The organism is Stutzerimonas stutzeri, from assembly GCF_000935215.1.
Classification (GTDB): domain Bacteria; phylum Pseudomonadota; class Gammaproteobacteria; order Pseudomonadales; family Pseudomonadaceae; genus Stutzerimonas.
This window is the reverse complement of the sequence record NZ_JXXD01000094.1, coordinates 1-23909: the sequence shown is the minus strand read 5'-3', so window position 1 is coordinate 23909 and position 23909 is coordinate 1. Positions and strand designations below refer to the sequence as shown.

Sequence of the window (23909 nt, the reverse complement as noted above, 5' to 3'; positions counted from 1 at the left end):
TTGCCTGTAGAAAATGTCAGCCAGGTTGCTTGCCCGGTCGGCGCAGCTGTTCGCAATGATCCTGCTCCGGTTGCGCCGGGGTGTACCAGACATAGTCGGCCTGCGCAGCGGATACCGTCTCGCCCACTTCAGCAAGCATCAACACCGCGACTGACTTCCCTGACAGATCCTCGATATGCAACGGCACGCCCAGGTCTCGACGGACATGGAACGCGCCGGCCAGCAGCATGGCTGGCTCGGCTGCGGCGAGCGTTCGCTCGGCCATGCGTCGATCACGCTGCTGCTGCACCGCCAGCATCGCCGGCAGCTGGGAGGCCGGCAGCATCCCGCAGTGAGAGACCTCGATCTGCGCCAGCAATGCCTCGCTTACCGCCGCGGCCGCAGATTTGCGCCCCTGCAATGACGGTGCGGCACGATAGATCGACATGATTTCGTCGCGCCTGAGATTGGCATGCAGCAATGGGTATGGCTGCGCGAGCGCATGTGAAACCAGGGCTCCGTACTGAGCCCAATCCCAGCCCCTCTGCCAGCCCAGGGCCTCAGGAAGATCGGCCGGCGCTCGCCCCTCACGCACCTCGCGGCGCACCGCTTCGACTAGCGCCTGCTGTTGGGGGTCGAGCATCTCCAGCAACAAGCTGCCCTGCGGACGTTCTTCGGCCAACGCCCGCAGCAACCAGAGCTGCAGCGCATGGTGATCCGGGTTGTCGTGCCGCTCGCCGACCAGCAGCTGATCCTGCGCCTGCAGCTCCGCTACCAGCTGCGCGGGCGTGAGTACCGCGTCACTGCGCAGATCGACGATCAGACCGAGCTCCGGATGCTCACGCCCTTCGGGACTTTGCCACTCAGGTAGCGACGGTAGCGAATGGCATGCCGTCAGCAAACCCAGCACAAGCAACACAAGAATGCGCACGATGAACCTCCTCAACGGGCAATGATCAGCGGGTGACCGAGTTCCGGATGTCGCTGCACCAACACATCCAGACCGAATACCGCTCGCAGCGGCTCGGCTTGCAGCACTTCATCGGGTGGCCCTGCCACGATTGGCCGACCATCCTTTAGCAGCAGTAACCGATCACAATAGCGCGCAGCCAGATTCAGATCGTGCAGGATCACCAGAGCGGCGGCGCCTTGCGCGGCGAAGGCCCTAACCGCCTTTAAAATGCTGTGCTGGTGCGCAGGATCGAGCATCGACGTAGGCTCGTCGAGCATCAGCACCTGCCCTGTCTCGCCCGGCCACAGCTGCGCCAGCACCCGAGCGAGATGCACACGCTGACGCTCACCTCCAGACAGTTCAAGGTAGCTGCGCGTCGCAAGGTGCCGCGCGTCCGCCGCAGCCATCGCTGCTGCAACGAAGGCGGCATCGGCTCCGCGCCCGGTGCGATGAGGCAGGCGCCCCATGGCCACCACATCCGCCACGCGGAAGGCGAAGCTGAGCGTCGAACTCTGCGGCAGCACGGCCAGGCAACGCGCGCGTTCCACATCCGCCCAGTCGCCGAGCGGCCGCCCTTGGAGCAAGACCTGCCCCCTGGAAGGCCTGAGCTCGCCGGATAACGTCGCCAGCAGCGTGCTCTTGCCCGCACCGTTCGGGCCGAGCACACCGAAAACCTGCCCCGGGCGCAGCTCGAGGGAAACATCCTGCAGCGCCGTTATCCCGCCACGGCGCACGGTCAGATCGCGGCCCACCAGCATCAGAGGCGCTCCCGCAACAGCAGATAAAGGAAGAAAGGTGCGCCGAGCAACGCAGTGACAATGCCGATCGGCAGCTCCGCCGGCGCTATCACCAGCCGCGCGGCGACATCGGCAAGCAGCAGCAAGCTGCCGCCAGCAAGTGCCGAAGCTGGTAGCAGCAAGCGGTGATCGGGGCCGACCAACAGGCGCATCAGGTGCGGAACCACCAATCCGATAAAGCCGATCAGACCGGTAGCAGCCACCGCTGCGCCGACACCCAGCGCCGTGCAGACCACCAGTTCACGCTTGATCCGCTCCACATCGAAACCGAGATGACGCGCTTCCGATTCGCCGAGCAACAACGCATTCAGGGCTTTCGCCCGCCGCGGCAGCCACAGTGCGACGGCGATGGTGATCAGCAGCAACGGCCATAGCCGTGCATAACTGGCGCCGTTCAGACTGCCGAGATTCCAGAAGGTCAGCGAGCGCAACGTTCTGTCGTCGGCCAGATAGCTGAACAACCCAACCAACGCACCGGCCAGCGCGGTCAGCGCAATGCCGGCCAGCAGCATCGTGGCGACGTGGGTCTGCCCGTCGCGCCGGCCGAGTCGGTAAACCAGCAAGGTCACGCCCAGCCCGCCGACGAAGGCGAAGACCGACAGCAGGTAGGGCTCCCACCCCGCAGGCAACGCCGGAATGAATGTGCTACCGACTATGGCGATCGCCGCGCCCAACGCAGCACCGCTGGAAACCCCGACCAGCCCTGGGTCGGCCAGCGGGTTGCGGAACAGTCCCTGCATCGCCACCCCGCAAAGCGCCAGTACTGCCCCGGCGGCGCAGCCCAGCAAGGTCCGCGGCAGGCGGATCTGCGCAAGAATCAGCTCGGCCTGCTCGAGCCCGGACGCTTCGATCGGCACGCCTACCAAGCGCAGCGCCGCAGCCAGACTGTCGCCCAGCGCCAGGCTCAGCGGTCCCAGCGCCAGCGACAACCAGATCGCGACCAGCAACAACAAGCCGAGTACGAAGAACAGAAAGCGCGCAGGAACCGGACTACCCATCGGATTGCTTTGCCAAGCGGTATGTGCGGCGAAGGATAAGAGCCCGCCGCCGCAGCCGCCAGCCCGGCAAAAATTATCCGACTGCACTTCCTCGCCGGCTGCGGGATAATTCCGGCTCATGGCGGAGGACCCGATGATCAGATTGTGCGCGACATCCGAGCTTCTCGAAGGGCAGAGCCGCGGCTTCACGGTCGGGGAGCTGAAAGTGATCGCCGTTCGCCGGGATGGCCGGACATACCTGTACGAGAACCGTTGCCCACACCGCGGCGTTCCGCTGGAGTGGCGTCCCGACCAGTTCCTCGACGACAGTGGCAGCCTGCTGCAATGCGCCACTCACGGCGCGCTGTTTCTCATCGAATCCGGTGAGTGCGTGGCCGGCCCCTGCGCCGGCCAGACGCTGCGCCAGCTGGATGCAGCCGAGGACAAGGACAGCATCTGGTTGCAAACTGATCGGCAGAGCGACAGTTGAGCACGGGCGCCGGGCGTCGGGCTTGGTTATCATGCCGCCACAGCTTTACCGTGAGATCGCCATGCTTCGCCTGCTGAGTCTGCTGCTCCTGCTATTCGTGCTTCCTGCCCACGCCGGCCTGTTCGACAACAAGCCCAGCGCCAGTCTTGGCGGTGCGCTGAACAACAGCAGCGATTTCCTGCCGGTACGCGAAGCCTTTCGACTGAGTCTCGTTGAGGCTACGCCTGAACAGATCACCCTGCGTTTCGTCGCAGCGGAGGGCTACTACCTCTACCGTCATCGTTTTGCCTTCAAGACCGAGCAGTCAGGTGTCGTGATCGGTGAGCCGAAGCTGCCCGCCGGCGTGCCCAAGGTCGATGACTATTTCGGTGAGATCGAAGCCTATTACGGCATTGTCGATGTCGAGCTACCGCTGACGAACCCGGACAACCGCCCCTTCGTCCTGCAGGTCTCCTACCAGGGCTGTGCCGATAAAGGCCTGTGCTACCCCCCGGAAACCGAATCGCTCCCCATCGGCGACGTTGCCGGCGCCCCCAGCGGAGCGACCACCGAAGCGTCAGCCAGCCAGCAGGCCAGCAAACGCGACCTCTCCTGGCGCTCCATCGCGCTATTCTTCCTCGCCGGTCTGGGCCTGACCTTCACCCCCTGCGTGCTGCCGATGTTGCCGATTCTCACCGGCGTCGTGCTGCGCGACCAGCCCGGCGGAATGCGCAGCTTTCTGCTGTCGCTGGCCTACGTGCTGCCAATGGCTGGCGGCTTCGCCCTGCTCGGCGCGCTCATGGGCGTATTCGGCGCCGAGCTGAATCTGCAGGCGCGCCTGCAATCACCCTGGATTCTTGTACCCTTCGCATTATTCTTCGTCGCCTTCGCCCTGGCCATGTTCGGGCTGTTCGAGCTGCGCCTACCACAGGCACTCAGCAGTCGACTCGACCGTCTTGCCGGCAACGCACGCGGCGGCTCGTTTACCGGAGCGGCGCTGCTCGGTGCCGTGTCCAGTCTACTGGTATCGCCTTGTGTTTCCGCTCCGCTGGCCGGCGCACTGCTGTACATCAGTGCCAGCGGCGATGCGCTAGGCGGCGGCCTGAAGCTGTTCGCCCTGGGCCTGGGCATGGGCGCACCGCTGGTGCTGTTCGCCACCGGCGGTGGCGCGCTACTGCCCAAGAGCGGCCCATGGATGATCAGCGTGCGCAACGTATTCGGCGTACTGCTGCTCGCCGTCGCCGTCTGGATGCTCGAGCGCGTACTGCCCGGTCCGCTTGCTCTGGCGGCGTGGGGCCTGCTCGCGGCCGGCAGCGCCGTATTTCTCGGGACCCTGGAATTTACCAGCAAGACACCCAGGCAGAAGCTCGCGCAGCTGATGGGACTGGTATTGCTGGTCTACGCGCTGGCCGCGTGGGTCGGGGCGCTACAGGGCGGCTCCGATCCACTTCGGCCGTTGCCAACCTCCGTGGCCGGATCAGCGCCGGGCAGCATGACCAGTGAAGGCTGGCACACCATTTCCACGCCGGCCGAGCTCGATACCCAACTGGCCGCCGCCCGCGCCGCCGGCCAACCGCTGATGCTCGACTGGTACGCCGACTGGTGCATCAGCTGCAAGGTGATCGAACGCGAGGTGTTCGCCAACCCACAGGTGGCACCGCGGCTGACCGACTATCGTCTGATCCGCTTCGACATCACCGAAAGCAACGCCGCCCAACGCAGCCTGCTGGACCGCTACAAACTGTTCGGCCCCCCGGCCATCCTGTTCTTCGATCGGCGTGGCAATGAGATGTCCGACGTGCGTGTAGTCGGCGAGATAGACGCTCCCGGTTTCAGCGAGCGACTGGATCGCGCGGCACCTCTGCTCTAGCTCACGTACGCATTTTCGCGGGATCGACCCACGACAAGCCGACGATCCTCTGCCCAATGAATCATTGCGGCAATCTTCAGACATAATGCGGGCATTTCCTTCGATCGCGACATGACTGGACAGTCATACCCTGCTTGGGGCATAGTTTTTCCCTTCTCGCGACCAGCCACCTCGACTGATCAGCGCATACAGAAAAACAAGGAATACCGATGGCCACGTTTCTGGTCCTCCACGGGCCGAATCTGAACATGCTCGGCACCCGCGAGCCGGGCGTCTACGGCGCAGTGACGCTGGCGCAGATCAATCAGGATCTGGAGCAGCGTGCCCGAGATCGCGGACATCATCTGCTGCATCTGCAATCCAACGCCGAGTACGAACTGATCGAGCGCATCCATGCCGCGCGCAGCGAAGGCGTCGATTTCATCCTGATCAATCCCGCGGCATTCACGCATACCAGCGTCGCATTACGTGACGCGTTGCTGGCCGTGAGCATCCCATTCATCGAAGTGCACCTGTCCAACGTGCACAAGCGTGAACCTTTCCGCCATCACTCCTACTTTTCCGATATCGCGGTGGGTGTGATCTGCGGCCTTGGCGCCAGCGGCTACCGACTGGCCTTGGAGGCCGCCCTGGAACAACTCGCTGCTTCCTGAGGGGCTCGTGCACATGCCGAGCCTTGAAGAAGCGAGCAGCAATGCCCTTTGAACTTACCTGGGAGTCAATGCTTCATGGATATTCGCAAAGTCAAAAAGCTGATCGAACTGCTGGAAGAGTCCGGTATCGACGAACTGGAGATCCACGAGGGTGAAGAGTCGGTACGCATCAGCCGCCACAGCAAGCAGGTAGCGATGCAGCAGCCGATCTACGCTCAGGCTCCGGCCGCACCGGCTCCTGCTCCGGTAGCTGCTGCCGCCCCGGCTGCCGACGCTGCCCCGGCCGCGCCCAAGCTGAACGGCAATGTGGTCCGCTCGCCGATGGTCGGCACCTTCTACCGTGCGTCCTCGCCGGAATCCAAGGCGTTCGTCGAAGTCGGTCAGAGCGTCAAGAAGGGCGACATCCTCTGCATCGTCGAAGCCATGAAGATGATGAACCACATCGAGGCCGAGATCAGCGGCACCATCGAATCCATCCTGGTGGAGAATGGTCAGCCGGTCGAATACGACCAGCCGCTGTTCACCATCGTTTGAACCGCGGAGAGCCAGCGATGTTGGAAAAAGTACTGATCGCCAACCGCGGCGAGATAGCCCTTCGAGTTCTGCGCGCATGCAAGGAACTGGGCATCAAGACCGTGGCTGTGCACTCCACTGCCGACCGTGACCTGATGCACGTGTCGCTGGCCGACGAGTCCGTCTGCATCGGCCCGGCCGCCTCTGCCAAGTCCTACCTGAGCATCCCGGCACTGATTGCCGCTGCCGAAGTCACCGGCGCCGACGGCATTCATCCCGGCTACGGCTTCCTCGCCGAGAACGCCGACTTCGCCGAACAGGTGGAGAAGTCTGGCTTTACCTTCATCGGCCCGACCGCCGACGTTATCCGCCTGATGGGTGACAAGGTGTCCGCCAAGGACGCGATGAAGCAGGCCGGCGTACCGACCGTTCCGGGTTCTGACGGCCCGCTGCCGGAAGACGAGAAGGAAGCGCTGCGGATCGCCCGCGAGGTAGGCTATCCAGTGATCATCAAGGCCGCCGGTGGCGGTGGTGGTCGCGGCATGCGCGTTGTGCACAAGGAAGAGGACCTGATCGCCTCGGCCAAGCTGACCCGCAACGAAGCAGGCGCAGCCTTCGGCAATCCGATGGTTTACCTCGAGAAGTTCCTGACCAATCCGCGCCACGTGGAAATCCAGGTCCTGGCCGACGGCCAGGGCAACGCCATCCACCTCGGCGATCGCGACTGCTCGCTGCAGCGCCGTCACCAGAAGGTGATTGAGGAGGCCCCTGCCCCGCTGATCGACGAAGAAGCCCGCCGCAAGGTGCAGGCCCGCTGCGTCAAGGCGTGCATCGATATCGGCTACCGCGGCGCCGGTACTTTCGAGTTCCTCTATGAAGACGGCAACTTCTACTTCATCGAGATGAACACTCGCGTACAGGTCGAGCATCCGGTTACCGAGATGGTTACCGGCATCGACATCGTCAAGGAGATGCTGCTGATCGGTGGCGGCCAGAAGCTGTCGATCAAGCAGGAAGATGTCGTCATCCGCGGCCATGCCGTCGAATGTCGCATCAACGCCGAAGACCCGCGCACCTTCATGCCCAGCCCGGGCAAGGTCAAGCACTTCCACGCGCCGGGCGGCAACGGTGTTCGCGTTGATTCGCACCTCTACGATGGCTACTCGGTTCCGCCGCACTACGACTCGCTGATCGGCAAGCTGATCACCTTCGGGGCGAACCGCGACGAGGCCATGGGCCGCATGCGCAACGCGCTGGACGAGTTGATCGTCGACGGCATCAAGACCAACGCCCCGCTGCACCGCGACCTGGTGCGCGATCCCGGCTTCTGCAAGGGCGGCGTGAACATCCATTACCTGGAGAAAAAACTGGGCATGGATAAGCACTGAGCCACGCTCGGCGCTGTACTGCAGAGGCCGCCTTCGGGCGGCCTCTGTCGTTTCTGTCAGGCGGATATCTAGTCCACGCTGGCCGCCCAACGCCCCCTCCAGTAAGCTTGCCGGCTTTTCCCGCGACCCCACTCGAGAGGCCTCCATGTCCTGGCTGCAGATCCGACTCGCCATCACCCCCGATCAGGCCGAAGCGCTGGAAGACCAGCTGCTGGATCTGGGCGCGGTTTCCGTGACCTTCATGGACGCCGAGGATCAGCCGATCTTCGAGCCGGATCTCAACACCACTCCGCTGTGGTCGCACACGCACCTGTTGGCATTGTTCGAAGCCGACACCGACCCGGACTCCCTGCTCGCCCACCTGCAGCTGCTGCGCGGCGGCGAGCTGCCCGAGCACCAGGTCGAAGTGATCGAAGACCAGGACTGGGAGCGCAGCTGGATGGACAACTTCCAGCCGATGCGCTTCGGCCGCCGCCTGTGGATCGTCCCCAGCTGGCACGCGGCGCCGGAGCCCGACGCGGTCAACCTGCTGCTGGATCCTGGCCTGGCGTTCGGTACCGGCACCCACCCCACTACCGCACTCTGTCTCGAGTGGCTGGATGCCCAGCCTCTGCAGGACCAGTCCCTGCTGGATTTCGGCTGCGGCTCGGGCATCCTGGCGATCGCCGGCCTATTGCTGGGCGCCGAGCATGCCGTCGGCACCGACATCGATACCCAGGCGCTGGACGCTTCACGCGACAACGCCGAGCGCAACGGCATCGCCGCAGAGCGTTTCGCGCTCTACCTGCCTGAACAGCTGCCGGAAAAGGCTGCCGACGTGGTGGTCGCCAACATTCTTGCTGGCCCGCTGGTTTCGCTGGCGCCGCGCATCACCGCACTGGTCAAGCCCGGCGGCCGCCTGGCACTGTCCGGCATCCTAGCCGAACAGGCCGAGGAGGTACGCGCCGCCTACAGCGATGCATTCGAGCTCGACCCAACCGCCGACAAAGATGGCTGGGTACGCATCAGCGGCGTCCGACGTGCCTGAGCAGCGCCTTGCGACCTCGCCCGCACACTTGCACAACAGGAGCCGCAGCCCCTGCCGCTGCGCGACTGGCATACGCTAGACTAGCCGACACCTTCGCGCGGAAAGACGCATGACCAGCTTCATCACCCAGTGCCCCAACTGCAGCACCCGCTTTCGCGTCGCCCGCAGCCAGTTGCGCGCGGCCCGCGGCGCAGTGCGTTGCGGCGCCTGCATGGAAGTCTTCAACGCCGCCCATCATCTGCTGCGCGATGAGCTGGACCCGACGCAACCACTGACAACTCCCGTCGACAAGTCGATCCAGACGCAGGCTACCGAGCATCCCAGGGCTACCATGCCGGCGCCAACCGCCAAGGTCGATGAAACGCTGTGGATTCACGATGACCTGGACCTGGACAGCCTCGACCTGGACGAAGAGCTGGCCAAACTGGAGCGGCAGGAGCGCGAATTGTCTCGCGACCTACTCAACCTCGAAGCCAACGGCGACGCGGCAGCCAGGCCTCGCGATCCGCTACCGGAGATGTCCTCCACGCAGGACGAAAGCTGGGCCGAGATCCTGCTGAACGCCGAACAAGGCGTCACGCAGTCGCCGGCGAGCCCGAGCGATGAGGTGGTCAGCTTCAACCCGGTCACCTCGGAGTCTCCGCAACCGCTGAGCCCATTGGCAGCCAGTCCCACGCCGCTCGCGATCGCCGAAGCCCAGCAGGCGCACGACGAAAGGGTCGAACCTGAACTGGCAACGCCATCGGCTACCGAACAGCTCGCCCCTGTCGTCGATCCTGCAGCGCCACGCCGCGAGCCCGACCTGCGCGACGAGCCGCTGTTCGAGCTCGACGATGAGCCACTGCAGCTGGACTGGCAGGAAGCGAAGAAACCCTGGGGACGCTGGCTCGGCTGGAGCGTACTAAACCTGTTGGCACTGCTTGCGCTGGGTGCCCAGTACGTTGCCTACAACTACGACGAGCTGTCGAGGCAGCCCCAGTATCGCAGCTGGTTCGAGAGTATCTGCCCGACCGTTGGCTGCGAACTGCCGGCCCTGGTCGACATTGGCCAGATCAAGAGCAGCAACCTGGTCGTGCGCAGCCATCCCGAGTTCACCGGCGCGCTGGTCGTCGACGCGATCCTCTACAACCGCGCGGCCTTTGCACAGCCGTTTCCGCTGTTGGAAATCCGCTTTGCCGACCTCAACGGCAAACTGATCGCCAGCCGCAGTTTCAAGCCCAGCGAATATCTTTCTGGAGAACTGGCAGGACAGGCCCAGATGCCACCGCAGGTTCCCATCCATATCGCCTTGGATATCCTCGACCCGGGCGCAAAGGCGGTTAACTACAGCCTGAGTTTCCATTCGCCCAAATAACGACGAGCTTGCAGTTCAGACTGCCGCCGCCGGCGCTCATCGCGCGGGCGGCGGGCGTGTCCAAACTCCCGGCGATAAGGCGACCACTGTTCAGAATTTGTTCAAAACAGCCTTTAACCCGTCATGCGTAGCGGGTATTATGCCCACCCTTTTTTGCAGTCCCGATCTACCTAACAAGCAGGCCCCAAGCAGGGAATCTTCATGTCAGCGGTACGCATCGGCCCTTACACCTTGACCAATCGATTGATCCTCGCGCCCATGGCCGGCGTGACCGATCAGCCGTTCCGCCAGTTGTGCCGCCGCTTCGGCGCGGCCCTGGTGGTCTCGGAAATGCTCACCAGCGATGTGCGTCTGTGGAACAGTCGCAAATCTCGCCTGCGCATTCCCCATGCGGACGAGCCCGAGCCCCGCTCAGTGCAGATTGCCGGTGGCGACCCGCAGATGCTGGCCGAGGCGGCGCAGCGCAATGTGGAGCTGGGGGCGCAGATCATCGACATCAACATGGGCTGCCCGGCGAAGAAGGTCTGCAACAAGGCCGCCGGCTCGGCGTTGATGCGTGACGAGAAGCTGGTCGCGGATATCCTCGAAGCCGTGGTCGGCGCCGTGACCGTTCCGGTGACGTTGAAGATTCGCACCGGCTGGGATCGGCAGAACAAGAACGGCCTGACCGTCGCGCGTATCGCCGAGCAATCGGGCATCGCAGCACTTGCCGTTCACGGCCGCACCCGCGCCGACCTGTACACCGGCGAAGCCGAGTACGACACCATCGCCGCCATCAAGCAGGCGGTGTCGATTCCGGTGTTCGCCAATGGCGATATCGATTCGCCGCACAAGGCGGCCCAGGTACTACAGGCAACCGGAGCGGACGGCCTGTTGATCGGACGTGCGGCGCAGGGTCGCCCGTGGATCTTTCGCGAAGTGGAGCATTATCTGCGCACCGGCGAGCTGCTCGCGGCGCCGACGCTGGACGAAGTTGAAAGCACCCTGCTGGAGCATGTGCAGGCGCTGCATGAATTCTATGGCGAGGTGATGGGAGTCCGTATCGCCCGCAAGCACGCGGGTTGGTATCTCGCAACACTGCCGGGCGCGCGGGACTTCCGCGCCCGTTTCAATCATCTGGAAGACAGGGATGCACAGGCCTTCGGCATTCAGCAGTTCTTTGCCGAACAACGCTCAGGGCCTGGCTCGGTGGATGGAACAGAGGTGGCCGCATGACGCTGTTGAATGAAACATTGGTAAGTGGAACAACATCCGTGAGTGACAACGTGAACCTCAAGCAGCACCTGAACACGCCGAGCGAAGCGGGGCAGACGCTGCGAGGCAGCGTCGAGAAAGCGCTGCACAACTATTTCGCCCGCCTCGAAGGTGCAGACGTCACGGACGTTTACAACCTCGTACTCTCCGAAGTGGAAGCGCCGTTGCTGGAAACCGTGATGCACTACGTCAAGGGTAACCAGACCAAGGCTTCCGAGCTGCTGGGCCTGAACCGCGGCACCCTGCGCAAGAAACTCAAACAGTACGACCTGCTCTGACGCGGCAGCTGGCAGGCGCGGCTGTCCGCACCTGCCGCCTTCGCGGACTCAAGCCTGTAGCCTCTAGGAAACGTCAATGACCGACCATACCACCCGCCTTCCCGTGCGCCGCGCGCTGATCAGCGTGTCCGACAAGACCGGCGTCGTCGACTTCGCCCGCGACCTCGAAGCCCTCGGCGTCGAGATCCTCTCCACCGGCGGCACCTTCAAGCTGCTGCGTGACAACGGCATCGCGGCTGTCGAAGTGGCCGACTACACCGGCTTCCCGGAGATGATGGACGGACGGGTGAAGACCCTGCATCCGAAGATTCACGGCGGCATCCTCGGCCGCCGCGACCTGGACGGCGCGGTGATGGCCGAGCACGGCATTGCCCCGATCGACCTGGTGGCGGTCAACCTCTATCCGTTCGCAGCCACGGTGGCCAAGCCCGGATGCACCCTGCCGGACGCCATCGAGAACATCGACATCGGCGGCCCGACCATGGTCCGCAGCGCGGCCAAGAACCACAAGGACGTCGCCATCGTGGTCAATGCCGAGGACTACGCGGCAGTGGTCGACAACCTGAAGAACGGCGGGCTGACCTACGCCCAGCGCTTCGACCTGGCGCTCAAGGCGTTCGAGCACACCGCCGGCTACGACGGCATGATCGCCAACTACCTGGGCGGCATCGACCAGAGCACCGAGCAGCTCAGCACCGAAAATCGCAGCCTGTTTCCGCGCACCTACAACATGCAGTTCATCAAGGCGCAGGACATGCGCTACGGCGAGAATCCGCATCAGCAAGCCGCCTTCTATGTCGAGAAGCCCGACGAGGCTTGCGTCGCCACCGCCACGCAACTGCAGGGCAAGGAGCTGTCGTTCAACAACGTGGCCGACACCGACGCTGCGTTGGAGTGCGTGAAGAGCTTTACCAAGCCGGCCTGCGTAATCGTCAAGCATGCCAACCCGTGCGGCGTCGCCGTGGTACCGGAAGATGAAGGCGGCATCCGCAAGGCCTATGACCTGGCCTACGCCACCGACAGCGAGTCGGCCTTTGGCGGCATCATCGCCTTCAACCGCGAGCTGGACGGCGAAACCGCCCAGGCCATCGTCGAGCGCCAGTTCGTCGAGGTGATCATCGCGCCCAAGGTTTCCCAGGCCGCGCGCGACGTCGTCGCCAGCAAGGCCAACGTGCGCCTGCTCGAATGCGGCGAATGGCCGGCCGAGCGCAACCCGGGCTGGGACTACAAGCGCGTCAACGGCGGCCTGCTGATCCAGAGCCGCGACATCGGCATGATCACCGAAGCAGACTTGAAGATCGTCACCCAGCGCGCGCCGACCGAGCAGGAAATCCATGACCTGATCTTCGCCTGGAAAGTGGCCAAGTTCGTCAAGTCCAACGCCATCGTCTATGCCAAGAACCGCCAGACAGTCGGCGTTGGTGCCGGCCAGATGAGCCGCGTCAACTCCGCGCGCATCGCCGCGATCAAGGCCGAGCACGCCGGCCTGCCGGTTCCTGGCGCGGTGATGGCCTCGGACGCCTTCTTCCCGTTCCGCGACGGCATCGACAACGCGGCCAAGGCCGGCATCACCGCGGTGATCCAGCCGGGCGGCTCGATGCGCGACGCCGAAGTGATCGCAGCGGCTGACGAAGCCGGCATTGCCATGGTGTTCACCGGCATGCGCCACTTCCGGCACTAAAATCAGCCGCATTCGGACAGGCATCTGCGGCGTTGCCCGACTCTTCCCCCATGCTCATTGCCAGAAGGCAACTCCGCCGGGTGAAGAATCGGGCGCCTTGCATCTACCAGCCCGATCGCGACCTCAGAATTCGTAGGGTGGATAACGCTTCGCTTATCCACCAAGCGGGCGACCGGCCCGCCTCCATTGGGAGAGAGAAATGAATGTACTGATCATCGGCAGCGGCGGCCGCGAGCACGCCCTGGCCTGGAAGGTCGCGCAGGATCCACGCATCGCCAAGGTCTTCGTCGCCCCGGGCAACGCCGGCACCGCCACTGAAGCCAAGTGCGAGAACGTCGCCATCGACGTGCTGGCCATCGAGCAACTGGCGGATTTCGCCGCCGCCAACGTACAACTGACCATCGTCGGCCCCGAGGCACCGCTGGTCAAAGGCGTGGTCGATCTGTTCCGTTCGCGCGGCCTGGACATCTTCGGACCGACCGCCGCCGCCGCGCAGCTGGAAGGCTCCAAGGCCTTTACCAAGGACTTCCTGGCGCGCCAGAACATCCCCACCGCCGACTACCAGAACTTCACCGAAGTCGAGCCGGCATTGGCCTACCTGCGTGAAAAAGGCGCGCCGATCGTCATCAAGGCCGACGGCCTGGCCGCCGGCAAGGGCGTGATCGTCGCCATGACCCTGGCCGAAGCCGAGGAAGCGGTGCGCGACATGCTGTCCGGCAACGCCTTCGGCGACGCCGGCGCGCGCGTAGTCATTGAAGAATTCCTGGATGGCGAAGAGGCCAGCTTCATCGTCATGGTCGACGGCGAGAACGTGCTGCCGATGGCCACCAGCCAGGACCACAAGCGCGTCGGCGACGGCGACAGCGGCCCCAACACCGGCGGCATGGGCGCCTATTCGCCGGCTCCGGTGGTCACCGCCGATGTGCATAAGCGCGTGATGGACGAGGTGATCTACCCGACCGTGCGCGGCATGGCTGCCGAAGGCAATGTCTACACCGGCTTCCTGTACGCCGGACTGATGATCGACAAGGCCGGCAAGCCCAAGGTCATCGAGTTCAACTGCCGCTTCGGCGACCCGGAAACCCAGCCGATCATGGTGCGCCTCGAATCCTCGCTGGTGCTGCTGGTCGAAGCCGCGCTGGCCAAGGCGCTGGACAAGGTCGAGGCGACCTGGGATCCGCGCCCGACCGTCGGCGTGGTGCTGGCTGCTGGCGGCTACCCGGGCGATTACGCCAAGGGCGATGTGATCGAAGGGCTGGACGATGCCGCTGCGCTGGATGGCAAGGTGTTTCATGCCGGTACCGCGCTGAACGACCAGGGCCAGGTCGTCACCGCCGGTGGCCGCGTACTTTGCGCAACTGCCATCGGCCGCACCGTCTCCGAGGCGCAGCAGCAGGCATACCGTCTGGCGGAAAAAATCCACTGGAATGGCTGTTTCTATCGCAAAGATATCGGCTATCGCGCCATCTCCCGGGAGCTGGGCGACAGCTGAGCGTAGCCAGGCGCCAGGAATGCGTGCGGCGCCAAGTTTTACCGCTGCCGCACGCATTACAGGCCGACAAAGGCATGGCTATAATCGGCCGTCACACACATGAACGGACTTCTCAAGTGGGTCGGCTCCGGATTGCCATCGCTGTTTTCTTCGGCCTGCTGCTGATCAACCTGATCCCGCTTCCGGCCCTGGCGTCCATTACCCAGTCGCCGCCCTCCCCAGCACTATCCGCTCCACCCAATTCCGTGCCACAGAACTGGCGCATGCTGATCGACCAGTCGGGAGGGCTTACGCTCGATGAGGTGGTTTCCCAGCGCGCACTGTTCCAGCGTCTCGAAAAACTCTCCTACAGCGCTCCGGCCAGCGACCGAGCCGTCTGGCTGCAGGTCAGCCTGCCGTCACTGACACGACCGAAGTGGCTGTGGCTGTTTGCACCGCGAGTGCAGTATCTGGACTTCTACCTGCTGCGTGACGGCAAGCTCGAGCAGCATACGGCGACCGGGGAACTACGTCCCTTCAGCGCCCGGCCATTGCCCAACCGGGCGTACTTGTTCAGCCTTCCCAATGACGGGCAGCCGCGCGAGGCTTATATCCGCCTGCAGTCCAGCCATCCAATGATGACCTGGTTCAAGACCATCGATGAAGCCGGCCTGGTCAGCCTGAGCAAGCCGGCCTACCTGTTTGGTGCGCTGTTCGGTGCGCTGGCGTTGCTGATGATCTACAACCTGCTGCGCTTTGCCTACACGCTCAGCTACACGCATATCTGGCTGAGCCTGCTGCACGGCGCCCTGCTGGCCTGCGCCATGGCCAATCTCGGGGTCATGGCGGCGTGGATGCCCTGGCTGACCTACAGTCAGCCGCTGATCGCCGACCTGTCGGCGATGGCCGCCAGCGCCGCGCTGCTCGGCTACACGCTGGGTTTCTTCCATCACCGCAGACGAACCTGGATCACCTGGCTGCTGGGCATCGAACTCAACCTGGTACTGGCACTGGCAGCCAGCATCCTGCTCGGTCAGTGGCCGTGGTACAGCTGGCTGATCTATTCGCTGGTGCTGGCCGCATCGTGCAGCACTCTGCTCGTCGCGATCTATCACTGGCGCCGGGGCTATCAGCCGGCGCGCCTGGTAGTGGCCGGAACGACCCTGTTCAACGTCGGCATGATCTTCTTCATGCCCATGTTGCTGGGCTTCGACCAGCTCGACCCGGGCTGGCTGACTGGCGGCCTGTTCAGCCTCGCGACCCTCGCAGGGCTACTACTCAGCTTTGCCCTGCTCGAACGTCAACGGCAGCGCCAGACCGACAGCCGCACCCAATTCACCGCAGCGGCCGTCAGCAGCGCGGAACTCAAGACCAAGGCCGATTTCCTATCCAAGATTAGCCATGAACTGAGAACGCCAATGAACGGCGTGCTGGGCATGAGCGAGTTGCTGCTGGGCACTTCGCTGTCGGCCAAGCAACGCGACTACGTCCAGACGATTCATAGCTCCGGCAACGAACTGCTCAATCTGATCAACGAGATTCTCGACATTTCCAAGCTGGAATCTGGCCAGATCGAGCTGGATGACGTGCAGTTCGATTTCAACGCGCTGATCGAAGACTGTCTGAGCATCTTCCGCGCCAAGGCCGAACAGCAGAAGGTCGAGCTGATCAGCTTTATCCAGCCGCAGCTGCCGCAGGTCGTGACCGGCGATCCGACCCGTCTGCGCCAGACCCTGCTCAACCTGCTGGAGAATGCCTTCAAGCAGACCGACGAGGGCGAGGTGCTGCTGATCGCCGCGGTCGACGGACCGCCCGAGAGCCCGCGCCTGCGCATCACCGTGCAGGATAGTGGGCGGCCACTCGAGGCGTACGAGCGCGACGCGCTGCTCAATGCCGCAGTCGACAGTCATGACTTTCTTGCGGCGACACGCCATGGCGGGCGCCTGGGGCTGATCATCGCGCGCCAGCTGGTGCAACTGATGGATGGTGATTTCGGTATCCAGACTGGCACCAGCCAGGGCAACACCTTGTGGATCAGTCTGCCGCTGGCCAGTGAAGGGCTGGCGCAGAGCAATGCCGACCTGGACGGGCCGCTGCAAGGCACTCGGCTGCTGATCGTCGATGACAACGACACCTGCCGCAAGGTACTGGTCCAGCAATGCAGCGGCTGGGGCCTGGAGGTCAGCGCCGTTGCGTCGGGCAAAGAGGCGTTGGCCCTGCTGCGGACCAAGGCGCACCTCAAGGAATACTTCGATGTGGTCCTGCTCGATCAGGACATGCCCGGCATGACCGGCATGCAGCTGGCGAGCAAGATCAAGGAAGATTACAGCCTCAACCATGACGTCCTGCTGATCATGCTCACCGGCATGAGCAGCGCACCGAGCAAGATCATTGCGCGCAATGCGGGTATCAAGCGCATCCTCGCCAAACCGGTCGCCGGTTACACGCTGAAGACCACCTTGGCTGACGAACTCGCGCAGCGCCAGCCGGGCACCCAGCAGCGCCAGGCAACGGTGCCGCAGAACCTGCCCGCGCTCGAAGTCCCCAGTGACTTCCGCATCCTGGTCGCCGAGGACAACAGTATTTCCACCAAGGTCATCCGCGGCATGTTGAACAAACTCAACCTGCAACCGGACACCGCCTGCAACGGCGAAGAGGCGCTGGAGGCGATCAAGGCGCAGCCGTATGACCTGGTCCTGATGGATTGCGAGATGCCCGTGCTCGACGGCTTTCAGGCCACCCACCAGCTGCGTGAATGGGAAGCCAGGAATGCGCGCCGGCGTACTCCCGTCGTTGCCCTGACTGCGCATATCCTCAGCGAGCACCGCGACCGCGCGCGAGAAGCAGGCATGGACGGTCATATGGCCAAGCCGGTGGAACTCTCGAACCTGCGCGAACTTGTCGACCACTGGGTCCGCGTCAAGCAGGCAGAGAGCGTCGACTGACCGCGCCCTACCGTCCCCGCAGATTTCCAATCCCTGACAATAGTCGACATCCCCATCTCCAGGCAAGCACCGCACTGGCACCGCTTCTACATCCCCTGCACCACATGCACAGCATCGCCTCAGGCTACCGATGCCCAGACGACCGCCCAGGCATCGGCGCTCTCCTGCGGGATACCAATCCAAGCGGCACCTCCTCCTGCCGGTCCGAGCGAGAAGACCACTTGGGTGAAAAACTGAACAAAACCGGTCGCCAGCTGCCGATTGTTTGACGATTCGAGAACAGGTGGAGGTTTGGCATGGCGGTCGATCAGGGATGAGTGTGCTTCAGCGCAAGACGTGGCCAATCCTCTTCCCTCAAGGAGCCACGTGATGATGAAGCGGAGCGATGTCGCCTGGACCCTCATCGGAGTCCTGGCCGTGCTGCTGTCCGGCTACCTGCTGTACCACGAAGTGCGCAACATCTCGCTCAGCGAGCTTACCGACAGCCTGCAGGCGATCGGCGCGCGGCGTTGGCTGCTGGCCGCGCTATCGACCCTGGGCGCCTATGTCGCGCTGGCCTGGTACGACCGCATCGCGATGGCTCATCTGGGCAAGAAGATGTCCTGGTGGTTCATCGCACTCTGTTCCTTCACCACCTACGCGCTGGCGCACAACATCGGCGCATCGGTGTTTTCCGGCGCCCTGGTGCGCTATCGCGCCTACCGCAGCCGGGGCCTGACGCCCCAGGAAATCGGCATCCTGATCGTCTTCTGCTCGCTGACCTTCGCGCTGGGCACCCTGCTTGCCGGGGGTGCCGTGCTGATTCTGAAACCGCAGCTTCTTCATCGGGCTGTCGATAGCGACAGCTGGGTATCCATCGCCGTCGGTTCGACCCTGCTCATGTTGGTCGCGCTCTATGCGTTCGGCGCATGGCGCCAGTTGCCACCCTGGCGGCTGGGCAAATGGCACATCGAGTACCCGCGACTGCCGATCGTCGGCCGTCAGCTGCTGGCGGGCCCGCTTGAGCTGCTCTGCGCCGCGGCGATCATCTACTTCGCGCTGCCGCCGGAACACAGCCCGGGCTATCTGACCGTCCTTGGCGTATTCCTCGCATCCTTCACCCTGGCATTGCTGTCCCACGCACCCGGCGGGCTCGGTGTGCTGGAGCTGACCTTCGTGGCCGCCCTTCCGGAAATTCCCACGGTGGACGTGCTGGCAGCACTCATCGTGTTCCGCGGTTTCTATCTGCTACTGCCCTTCGCTCTGGCCATGATCGTCGTACTGATATTCGAGTACGGCCAATGGCGCGCGAAACGCAGCGCAGCGCCCGAACATTGATGATGGGGAAACGATACCAATCGCCATCCCGACGAAGATGGTATGGCGAATGACCGCAACACAGGCGATCATGCAGCCCTCTCCAGACCAACCCGATGTCATGACCGATACCGACCAGACCCACGCCGAACACAAACCGCGCCCGCTAATCGACCTGGCCGTCAGCATCCTGATTCCCTCGCTGATCCTGATGAAGCTCAGTGGTGAAGACCGCCTCGGCGCAGACGGTGCACTGCTGCTTGCCCTGGCCTTTCCGCTGGGCTGGGGGCTGTGGGAGCTGGCCAAATACCGCAAGTTCAACTGGATAGCCCTGCTCGGCCTGATCAGCGTGCTGCTGACTGGCGGCATCGGGCTGCTTCAGCTCGATACCCAGTGGCTAGCCATCAAGGAAGCAGCGGTTCCCGGCATCATCGGCATCGCCGTGCTGGCCTCGACGCGCACCCGCTACCCGCTGATTCGCACCCTGCTGTACAACCCCAAAGTGCTCAACGTGGACAAGATCCACGAACAGCTCGAGCAAAACGGCCAAGTCGAACACTTCGAAACGCGGCTGCTGCGTGCGACCTACCTGCTCAGCGGCACCTTCTTCTTCTCGTCGTTCATGAATTACGTGCTGGCCAAATGGATCGTCAATAGCCCCGCCGGCAGCGAAGCCTTCAACGCCGAACTGGGCCGCATGACCCTGCTCAGCTACCCGATGATCGCCATTCCCAGCATGTTGATGATGATGGCGATCTTCTTCTACCTTTGGCGCACCATTCACGGGCTGACCGGCCTGCGACTGGAGGACATCATGGCAACCTCGGCGCAGGAACCGCGCAGCAACAAATAGCCGCGCATGAAAAAAGGCCGGTGGACTTGCGCCGGCCGGCCTGTCGCCCCCGCTCGTCAGAACAGCAGCTTGAATATCCCGATCACCACGATCAGGCCGATGATGAAGATGATGCCTGCGGTCCCGCCGATGAATTTCAACATGCCGTGCTCTCCGGTTTTTTTCAGGTCTGTGATTTTTGTGACAGTCCTGTCCCGGAGCCGTTCGTCAAAACTGCAGTGGAGCCCTAGTTGCTGACCGCTGAGCGCTCCACTAGCCAGCCGCAAGCAGCATCCATAGCGGCAGGCTGATGACTGCAGTCACGGTCGAGAGAAACACGGTCGAGCTGACCGCTCGCGTGTCCTCGGAATGCTTGACGAACGCCAGCACGTTAACGCCGCTCGGGCAGGCTGCAAGCAGCACCAGCACGTTGCGTGCATCCTGATTCAGCCCTGGCAGCAACCCGCTCAGCCACCAGACCAGTGCCGGAAACGCCGCCAGTTTGACCAGCGTCAGCAGCAGCGCCGTCCCGTTTGGCCGCAGGCGATAGCGCGACAGGCTGATGCCCAGCACCATCAGCGCACAGGGCAATGCCGCCTGCGCCAGCCATACGGCAACACGCCAGAGCGGCTCGGGCAGCTCGAGCCCGGAAAGATTCAACAGGGCACCGAGCACCAGACCGATGATCAGCGGATTCGCCAGATTCCTCAGCAGCGCTGGAGCGCTGACCTTGTCGCCGTCACCCAGTGCCGCGTAGAAGCTCTGCAGCGAGAACAGGACGAGACTGTGAAACACCAGGACGGCGAACACGTAGACCAGGCTTTCAGCGCCAAGCAGCGTGGTCACCAGCGGGATGCCGACCAGTACGTTGTTCGAGTAGGCGGCCGTAAGGCCAAGCGGAGTGGCGCGCCCGGCGCGGCGGTGAGCGACCAGATTGACCAGCAGGAACACCAGCAGCACCGGTACGAAATAGGCCAGCAGCAGCATTGGCGACATGCCGTCACTCAGCTCGGCGCGGGCGATCCCGGTAAACAGCACTGCCGGCATGAATAGCTTGAAGGTGACACTGGCCAGCCCGGCCGCTCCTTCGTTGTTGAGCCATTGCCGCCAGCCGAACAGATACCCGAGCGTGATCAGCCCGAAGATCGGCAGGATTGCCAACACCACTACCATGCTGCGCCCCTTCTAGAGCCGAACGTCAGGCCACGCCTTGGCGCGGGAGCGCAAGAATACACCGGAGGCCAGGGAAATCGCACGGCGCCGGGTAACTGCCGTGCACTTTCTGTCAGGCGCGGGAGGACCGCTCACGGCTGATCGCCGGGTGCTCCTGCTGGCGCAGGATCGCCAGCACATCGGCCAGGTCTTCCTGCCAGTGACGGGGCGCGAGGCCAAAGGTCGACTCGAAGCGGCTGCAGTCGAGCACCGACCAGGCCGGCCGCCGGGCGGGAGTCGGGTACTGCGCCGTGGCAATCGGCGACACCGTCGGCTGCCGCGAGATCAGCCCGGCGCCTTCGCCCTGACGGAATATTTCCACGGCGAAGTCGTACCACGAACAAGCCGGTACGCCGCTGAAGTGGTACACCCCCCAGGCGAGATCCGCGCCGGCTGCGTAGCGGCGTGCCAGTTCGAGCAACACCGAAGCGATGCTGCCAGCCTGGGTCGGGCAGCCTATCTGGTCGCTCACCACGCCAAGCGCATCGCGCTGCCGGGCGAGCCGCAGCATGGTCTTGACGAAGTTGTGCCCGTGCACGCCATACACCCAGCTGGTGCGAAGGATCAGATGCGATTGCAGACGCTCACGGATCGCTTCCTCGCCCGCCAGCTTGCTCGCACCGTAGACGCCGGTCGGCCCGGTTTCGTCGCTCTCGGTATAGGGGCGATCGGCCTCACCGGAGAACACATAGTCGGTGGAAATATGGAACAACGGAACGCCAGCGTGCTCGGCCGCCTCGGCGAGGTGGCGCGCGCCGTCGCGGTTCACCGCATAGGCCTGCTCACGATGAGATTCGGCATTGTCCACATGGGTGTAGGCGGCCGCATTGATGATCAGCCCGGGACGCTGACGCATCACTGCCGCAACCTGCTCGGGTTGCGCGAGGTCCAGCTGGGCCCGTGCAGGCGCCAGCACCTCCAGCCCGAAACTTGCTGCCCGTTCCACCAGTTCTCGACCCACTTGGCCGCCGGCACCGCAAACGAGGATTCGCATTCTTTGTAGCCTCATCGACGACGCCCGCGCCAGGCGCGAGCGTCCGAAATTAGTTTCATCCACGGCGCTACACGCGCATCAGAAATGTCGCGCTGACGCCGCAGGAGCCATCGAAAACGGGCTGGAACGCGTCGTAACGCCGCGTCGAACAGCGGAGCAGAGCCTTCCCGTATGTGATGGATGTGGTTTCCAGCCTCGTTGAGGCCAGACGAAAGGCGCTTTGTTCCCGAGCCGGGCAGAAAAATTTCCAACCGTCACGACCGTCCACCCATCAGAGCAATACCGGCAATCGGCCAGCAATACGCAACTCCTCGACGGAAAGATCGACGCCGTAAGCCAGCACTTCCACGCCTGCCGCCTGCGCTTCCCGCAGCGCAGCGGCATAGGCCGGATCGATCTCCTCGGCCGGCCGCACAGCTTCGATGCCGCTCAAATTGACGCAGTACAGCTGCACCGCACGCACACCGGCACGGGCCAGCGTCGCCAGCTCACGCAGGTGCCTGGCGCCGCGTGTCGTTACGGCGTCGGGAAAGGCCGCCACTGGCGTTTCGGCAAAGCCGAGGGTGACACTCTTCACCTCGACGAAGGCGGCAGTCCCGGCGTAGTCGAGACGAAAATCCACCCGGCTGTTCTCCACGCCATAAGCCACCTCGCGCTTGAGCGTCGAGAAACCGGCCAGCTCGGCAATCTGCCCGTTCAGCAGCGCCTCCTCGACCAGCGGATTGGCCCGCGCCGTGTTCACGCATGCCAACCGCCCCTGCGGGGTTTCGACCAGCTCCCAGGTCCCCGGCAATTTGCGCCGTGGATCGCTGCTGCGCTGGAACCACACCCGCGCCCCCTCGCTCATGCAATTGAGCATCGAGCCGGTGTTGGGGCAGTGGATGCACAGCGCCTCACCTTCATCGGTGATGATATCGGCAAGAAAACGCTTGTAGCGCCTGACCAGTCGCCCCTGCTCCAGCGGTTGTGCGAAACGCATCAGGATTGCCAACTGCGCAAGCCGCGGGCAATGCGCTCGACAGCCTGCTCCAGGCGCGGCAGGTCCTGGGTGTAGGCGAAACGCACATGATGTCCGGCCTGGAAACGACCGAAATCCAGGCCTGGGGTGATCGCGACGAACTCCGTTTCCAGCATGTGCTGGCAGAAGGCATAGGCATCGCCGCCAAAGGCGCTGATGTCGGCGTACAGATAGAACGCGCCCTGCGGCTCGACCGCGATACCGAAGCCGAGCTCCCGCAAGGCTGGCAAGAGGAAATCACGGCGGCGGGCGAACTCGCCGCGGCGTGCCTCGAGAATCTCCAGCGTCGGCGGCTGGAAACACGCCAGGGCCGCGTGCTGAGCCATGCTCGGGGCGCTGATGTAGAGGTTCTGCGCAAGCTTCTCCAGCTCCGGAACCGCTGCCGGCGGCGCCACCAGCCAGCCCAGGCGCCAGCCGGTCATGCCGAAATATTTGGAGAAGCTGTTGAGCACGAAGGCGTCGTCGTCGACTTCCAGCACGCTTGCCGCGTCCACGCCATAGGTCAGTCCGTGGTATATCTCATCGACCACCAAATGGCCGCCACGCGCTTTCAGCGCTGCCGAAAGCCCAGCCAGCTCCTCGCGATCCAGCAGCGTCCCGGTGGGATTGGCCGGCGACGCGACCAGCGCACCGACGCTGTCGCGATCCCAGTAGCGCTCGACCAGCTCCGGAGTCAGCTGATAACGAACCTCCGGGCCGACCGGCACCAGTTGCGCGGCACCTTCGACCAGGCGCAGAAAATGCCGGTTGCAGGGGTAACCCGGATCGGCGAGCAGCCAGTGCTTGCCGGGGTCCACCAGCAGGCTGGCAGCCAGCAGCAACGCGCCAGAGCCGCCGGGCGTAATCAGGATGCGTTCGGGGTCAATGGATAATCCGTAGCGCTGCGCATAGAAACCGGCAATGGCTTCACGCAGCTGCGGCAGGCCGCGCGCCGGGGTATAGCGCGTGT

General features: G+C 63.8%; 22 protein-coding genes. 14 read left to right on the top strand and 8 right to left on the bottom strand.

All coding sequences use genetic code 11. The features are described from left to right. Positions 1 to 16: 16 nt before the first annotated feature. The 3 genes from LO50_RS10930 to LO50_RS10920 are packed head-to-tail and all read right to left on the bottom strand — an operon-like array spanning position 17 to position 2726. Positions 17 to 910: a ChaN family lipoprotein gene (locus LO50_RS10930; RefSeq protein ID WP_041016153.1), complete on the bottom strand. Its 894-nt coding sequence runs from the start codon at positions 908 to 910 to the stop codon at positions 17 to 19. An 11-nt stretch (positions 911 to 921) separates the two neighbouring features. Continuing rightward, positions 922 to 1683, bottom strand: coding sequence for a heme ABC transporter ATP-binding protein (locus tag LO50_RS10925; RefSeq protein ID WP_425522000.1), 762 nt, complete (start codon positions 1681 to 1683; stop codon positions 922 to 924). 5 nt (positions 1684 to 1688) lie between these two features. After that, positions 1689 to 2726, bottom strand: a complete 1038-nt coding sequence (locus LO50_RS10920; RefSeq protein WP_014819273.1) for a FecCD family ABC transporter permease — start codon at positions 2724 to 2726, stop codon at positions 1689 to 1691. A gap of 133 nt (positions 2727 to 2859) precedes the next feature. Between LO50_RS10920 and LO50_RS10915 the strand changes: the two genes are divergently transcribed. The 14 genes from LO50_RS10915 to LO50_RS10850 all read left to right on the top strand — a co-directional run bounded on the left by LO50_RS10915 (position 2860) and on the right by LO50_RS10850 (position 19757). Continuing rightward, entirely contained in the window at positions 2860 to 3195 is a 336-nt protein-coding gene (locus LO50_RS10915) for a Rieske (2Fe-2S) protein (RefSeq protein WP_044315005.1), read from the top strand. Positions 3196 to 3226: 31 nt separating this feature from the next. Beyond that, a complete protein-coding gene (locus tag LO50_RS10910) occupies positions 3227 to 5044 on the top strand; it encodes a protein-disulfide reductase DsbD (RefSeq protein ID WP_080902093.1) in 1818 nt (605 codons plus the stop codon). A gap of 209 nt (positions 5045 to 5253) precedes the next feature. Further along, the gene (gene aroQ, locus LO50_RS10905) at positions 5254 to 5697 is read left to right on the top strand and encodes a type II 3-dehydroquinate dehydratase (RefSeq protein WP_014819270.1); all 444 of its coding nucleotides are present in this window, start codon (positions 5254 to 5256) and stop codon (positions 5695 to 5697) included. A 75-nt stretch (positions 5698 to 5772) separates the two neighbouring features. Next, complete coding sequence (gene accB, locus LO50_RS10900; RefSeq protein ID WP_023446134.1) at positions 5773 to 6231, top strand: acetyl-CoA carboxylase biotin carboxyl carrier protein; 459 nt, start codon at positions 5773 to 5775, stop codon at positions 6229 to 6231. Positions 6232 to 6248: 17 nt separating this feature from the next. Further along, positions 6249 to 7598, top strand: coding sequence for an acetyl-CoA carboxylase biotin carboxylase subunit (gene accC / locus LO50_RS10895; RefSeq protein WP_015275919.1), 1350 nt, complete (start codon positions 6249 to 6251; stop codon positions 7596 to 7598). 145 nt (positions 7599 to 7743) lie between these two features. Further along, complete coding sequence (prmA, locus tag LO50_RS10890; protein ID WP_044315003.1) at positions 7744 to 8625, top strand: 50S ribosomal protein L11 methyltransferase; 882 nt, start codon at positions 7744 to 7746, stop codon at positions 8623 to 8625. 109 nt (positions 8626 to 8734) lie between these two features. Next, entirely contained in the window at positions 8735 to 9979 is a 1245-nt protein-coding gene (locus tag LO50_RS10885; protein ID WP_044315002.1) for a DUF3426 domain-containing protein, read from the top strand. A 201-nt stretch (positions 9980 to 10180) separates the two neighbouring features. Then, on the top strand, positions 10181 to 11194 hold the full coding sequence (gene dusB, locus LO50_RS10880; protein ID WP_044315001.1) for a tRNA dihydrouridine synthase DusB: 1014 nt from the start codon (positions 10181 to 10183) through the stop codon (positions 11192 to 11194). After that, positions 11191 to 11511, top strand: a complete 321-nt coding sequence (gene fis, locus LO50_RS10875) for a DNA-binding transcriptional regulator Fis (RefSeq protein ID WP_003279911.1) — start codon at positions 11191 to 11193, stop codon at positions 11509 to 11511. The genes dusB and fis overlap by 4 nt, the downstream gene beginning before the upstream one ends. 76 nt (positions 11512 to 11587) lie before the next feature. Further along, the gene (gene purH / locus LO50_RS10870) at positions 11588 to 13192 is read left to right on the top strand and encodes a bifunctional phosphoribosylaminoimidazolecarboxamide formyltransferase/IMP cyclohydrolase (protein WP_044315000.1); all 1605 of its coding nucleotides are present in this window, start codon (positions 11588 to 11590) and stop codon (positions 13190 to 13192) included. 199 nt (positions 13193 to 13391) lie between these two features. After that, entirely contained in the window at positions 13392 to 14684 is a 1293-nt protein-coding gene (gene purD / locus LO50_RS10865; protein ID WP_044314999.1) for a phosphoribosylamine--glycine ligase, read from the top strand. Between the two features lie 116 nt (positions 14685 to 14800). Further along, positions 14801 to 17608, top strand: a complete 2808-nt coding sequence (locus LO50_RS10860; protein WP_044314998.1) for a hybrid sensor histidine kinase/response regulator — start codon at positions 14801 to 14803, stop codon at positions 17606 to 17608. Between the two features lie 369 nt (positions 17609 to 17977). Further along, entirely contained in the window at positions 17978 to 18925 is a 948-nt protein-coding gene (locus tag LO50_RS10855) for a lysylphosphatidylglycerol synthase transmembrane domain-containing protein (RefSeq protein WP_044314997.1), read from the top strand. 100 nt (positions 18926 to 19025) lie between these two features. Then, complete coding sequence (locus tag LO50_RS10850; RefSeq protein ID WP_281429800.1) at positions 19026 to 19757, top strand: VC0807 family protein; 732 nt, start codon at positions 19026 to 19028, stop codon at positions 19755 to 19757. A gap of 56 nt (positions 19758 to 19813) precedes the next feature. Here the strand turns inward: LO50_RS10850 and LO50_RS24680 are convergent, their stop codons facing one another. The 5 genes from LO50_RS24680 to LO50_RS10830 all read right to left on the bottom strand — a co-directional run. After that, positions 19814 to 20023, bottom strand: a complete 210-nt coding sequence (locus LO50_RS24680; protein ID WP_152623970.1) for a small membrane protein YohP — start codon at positions 20021 to 20023, stop codon at positions 19814 to 19816. After that, positions 20010 to 20909, bottom strand: a complete 900-nt coding sequence (locus tag LO50_RS10845) for an AEC family transporter (protein WP_044314996.1) — start codon at positions 20907 to 20909, stop codon at positions 20010 to 20012. Before LO50_RS10845 ends, LO50_RS24680 begins: the two co-directional genes overlap by 14 nt. A gap of 112 nt (positions 20910 to 21021) precedes the next feature. Further along, entirely contained in the window at positions 21022 to 21942 is a 921-nt protein-coding gene (rfbD, locus tag LO50_RS10840; protein ID WP_044314995.1) for a dTDP-4-dehydrorhamnose reductase, read from the bottom strand. 271 nt (positions 21943 to 22213) lie between these two features. Then, positions 22214 to 22921 (bottom strand): DNA/RNA nuclease SfsA, encoded by a 708-nt coding sequence (sfsA, locus tag LO50_RS10835; RefSeq protein WP_044314994.1) that lies wholly within the window; start codon positions 22919 to 22921, stop codon positions 22214 to 22216. Continuing rightward, positions 22921 to 23909: pyridoxal phosphate-dependent aminotransferase (locus LO50_RS10830; protein ID WP_044314993.1), on the bottom strand; the 989-nt coding region annotated here is incomplete at its 5' end. The genes sfsA and LO50_RS10830, both read right to left, overlap by 1 nt.

Excerpts from the sequence above, each read along its gene's own strand:
- purD (WP_044314999.1), top strand. The coding sequence starts at position 13,392 with ATGAATGTACTGATCATCGGCAGCGGCGGCCGCGAGCACGCCCTGGCC.
- LO50_RS10855 (WP_044314997.1), top strand. The coding sequence starts at position 17,978 with ATGATGAAGCGGAGCGATGTCGCCTGGACCCTCATCGGAGTCCTGGCC.
- LO50_RS10915 (WP_044315005.1), top strand. The coding sequence starts at position 2,860 with ATGATCAGATTGTGCGCGACATCCGAGCTTCTCGAAGGGCAGAGCCGC.
- accC (WP_015275919.1), top strand. The coding sequence starts at position 6,249 with ATGTTGGAAAAAGTACTGATCGCCAACCGCGGCGAGATAGCCCTTCGA.
- fis (WP_003279911.1), top strand. The coding sequence starts at position 11,191 with ATGACGCTGTTGAATGAAACATTGGTAAGTGGAACAACATCCGTGAGT.
- aroQ (WP_014819270.1), top strand. The coding sequence starts at position 5,254 with ATGGCCACGTTTCTGGTCCTCCACGGGCCGAATCTGAACATGCTCGGC.
- LO50_RS10885 (WP_044315002.1), top strand. The coding sequence starts at position 8,735 with ATGACCAGCTTCATCACCCAGTGCCCCAACTGCAGCACCCGCTTTCGC.
- LO50_RS10850 (WP_281429800.1), top strand. The coding sequence starts at position 19,026 with ATGACCGATACCGACCAGACCCACGCCGAACACAAACCGCGCCCGCTA.
- sfsA (WP_044314994.1), bottom strand. The coding sequence starts at position 22,921 with ATGCGTTTCGCACAACCGCTGGAGCAGGGGCGACTGGTCAGGCGCTAC.
- accB (WP_023446134.1), top strand. The coding sequence starts at position 5,773 with ATGGATATTCGCAAAGTCAAAAAGCTGATCGAACTGCTGGAAGAGTCC.
- purH (WP_044315000.1), top strand. The coding sequence starts at position 11,588 with ATGACCGACCATACCACCCGCCTTCCCGTGCGCCGCGCGCTGATCAGC.
- LO50_RS10845 (WP_044314996.1), bottom strand. The coding sequence starts at position 20,909 with ATGGTAGTGGTGTTGGCAATCCTGCCGATCTTCGGGCTGATCACGCTC.
- LO50_RS10920 (WP_014819273.1), bottom strand. The coding sequence starts at position 2,726 with ATGGGTAGTCCGGTTCCTGCGCGCTTTCTGTTCTTCGTACTCGGCTTG.
- LO50_RS10910 (WP_080902093.1), top strand. The coding sequence starts at position 3,227 with ATGCCGCCACAGCTTTACCGTGAGATCGCCATGCTTCGCCTGCTGAGT.
- prmA (WP_044315003.1), top strand. The coding sequence starts at position 7,744 with ATGTCCTGGCTGCAGATCCGACTCGCCATCACCCCCGATCAGGCCGAA.
- dusB (WP_044315001.1), top strand. The coding sequence starts at position 10,181 with ATGTCAGCGGTACGCATCGGCCCTTACACCTTGACCAATCGATTGATC.
- rfbD (WP_044314995.1), bottom strand. The coding sequence starts at position 21,942 with ATGCGAATCCTCGTTTGCGGTGCCGGCGGCCAAGTGGGTCGAGAACTG.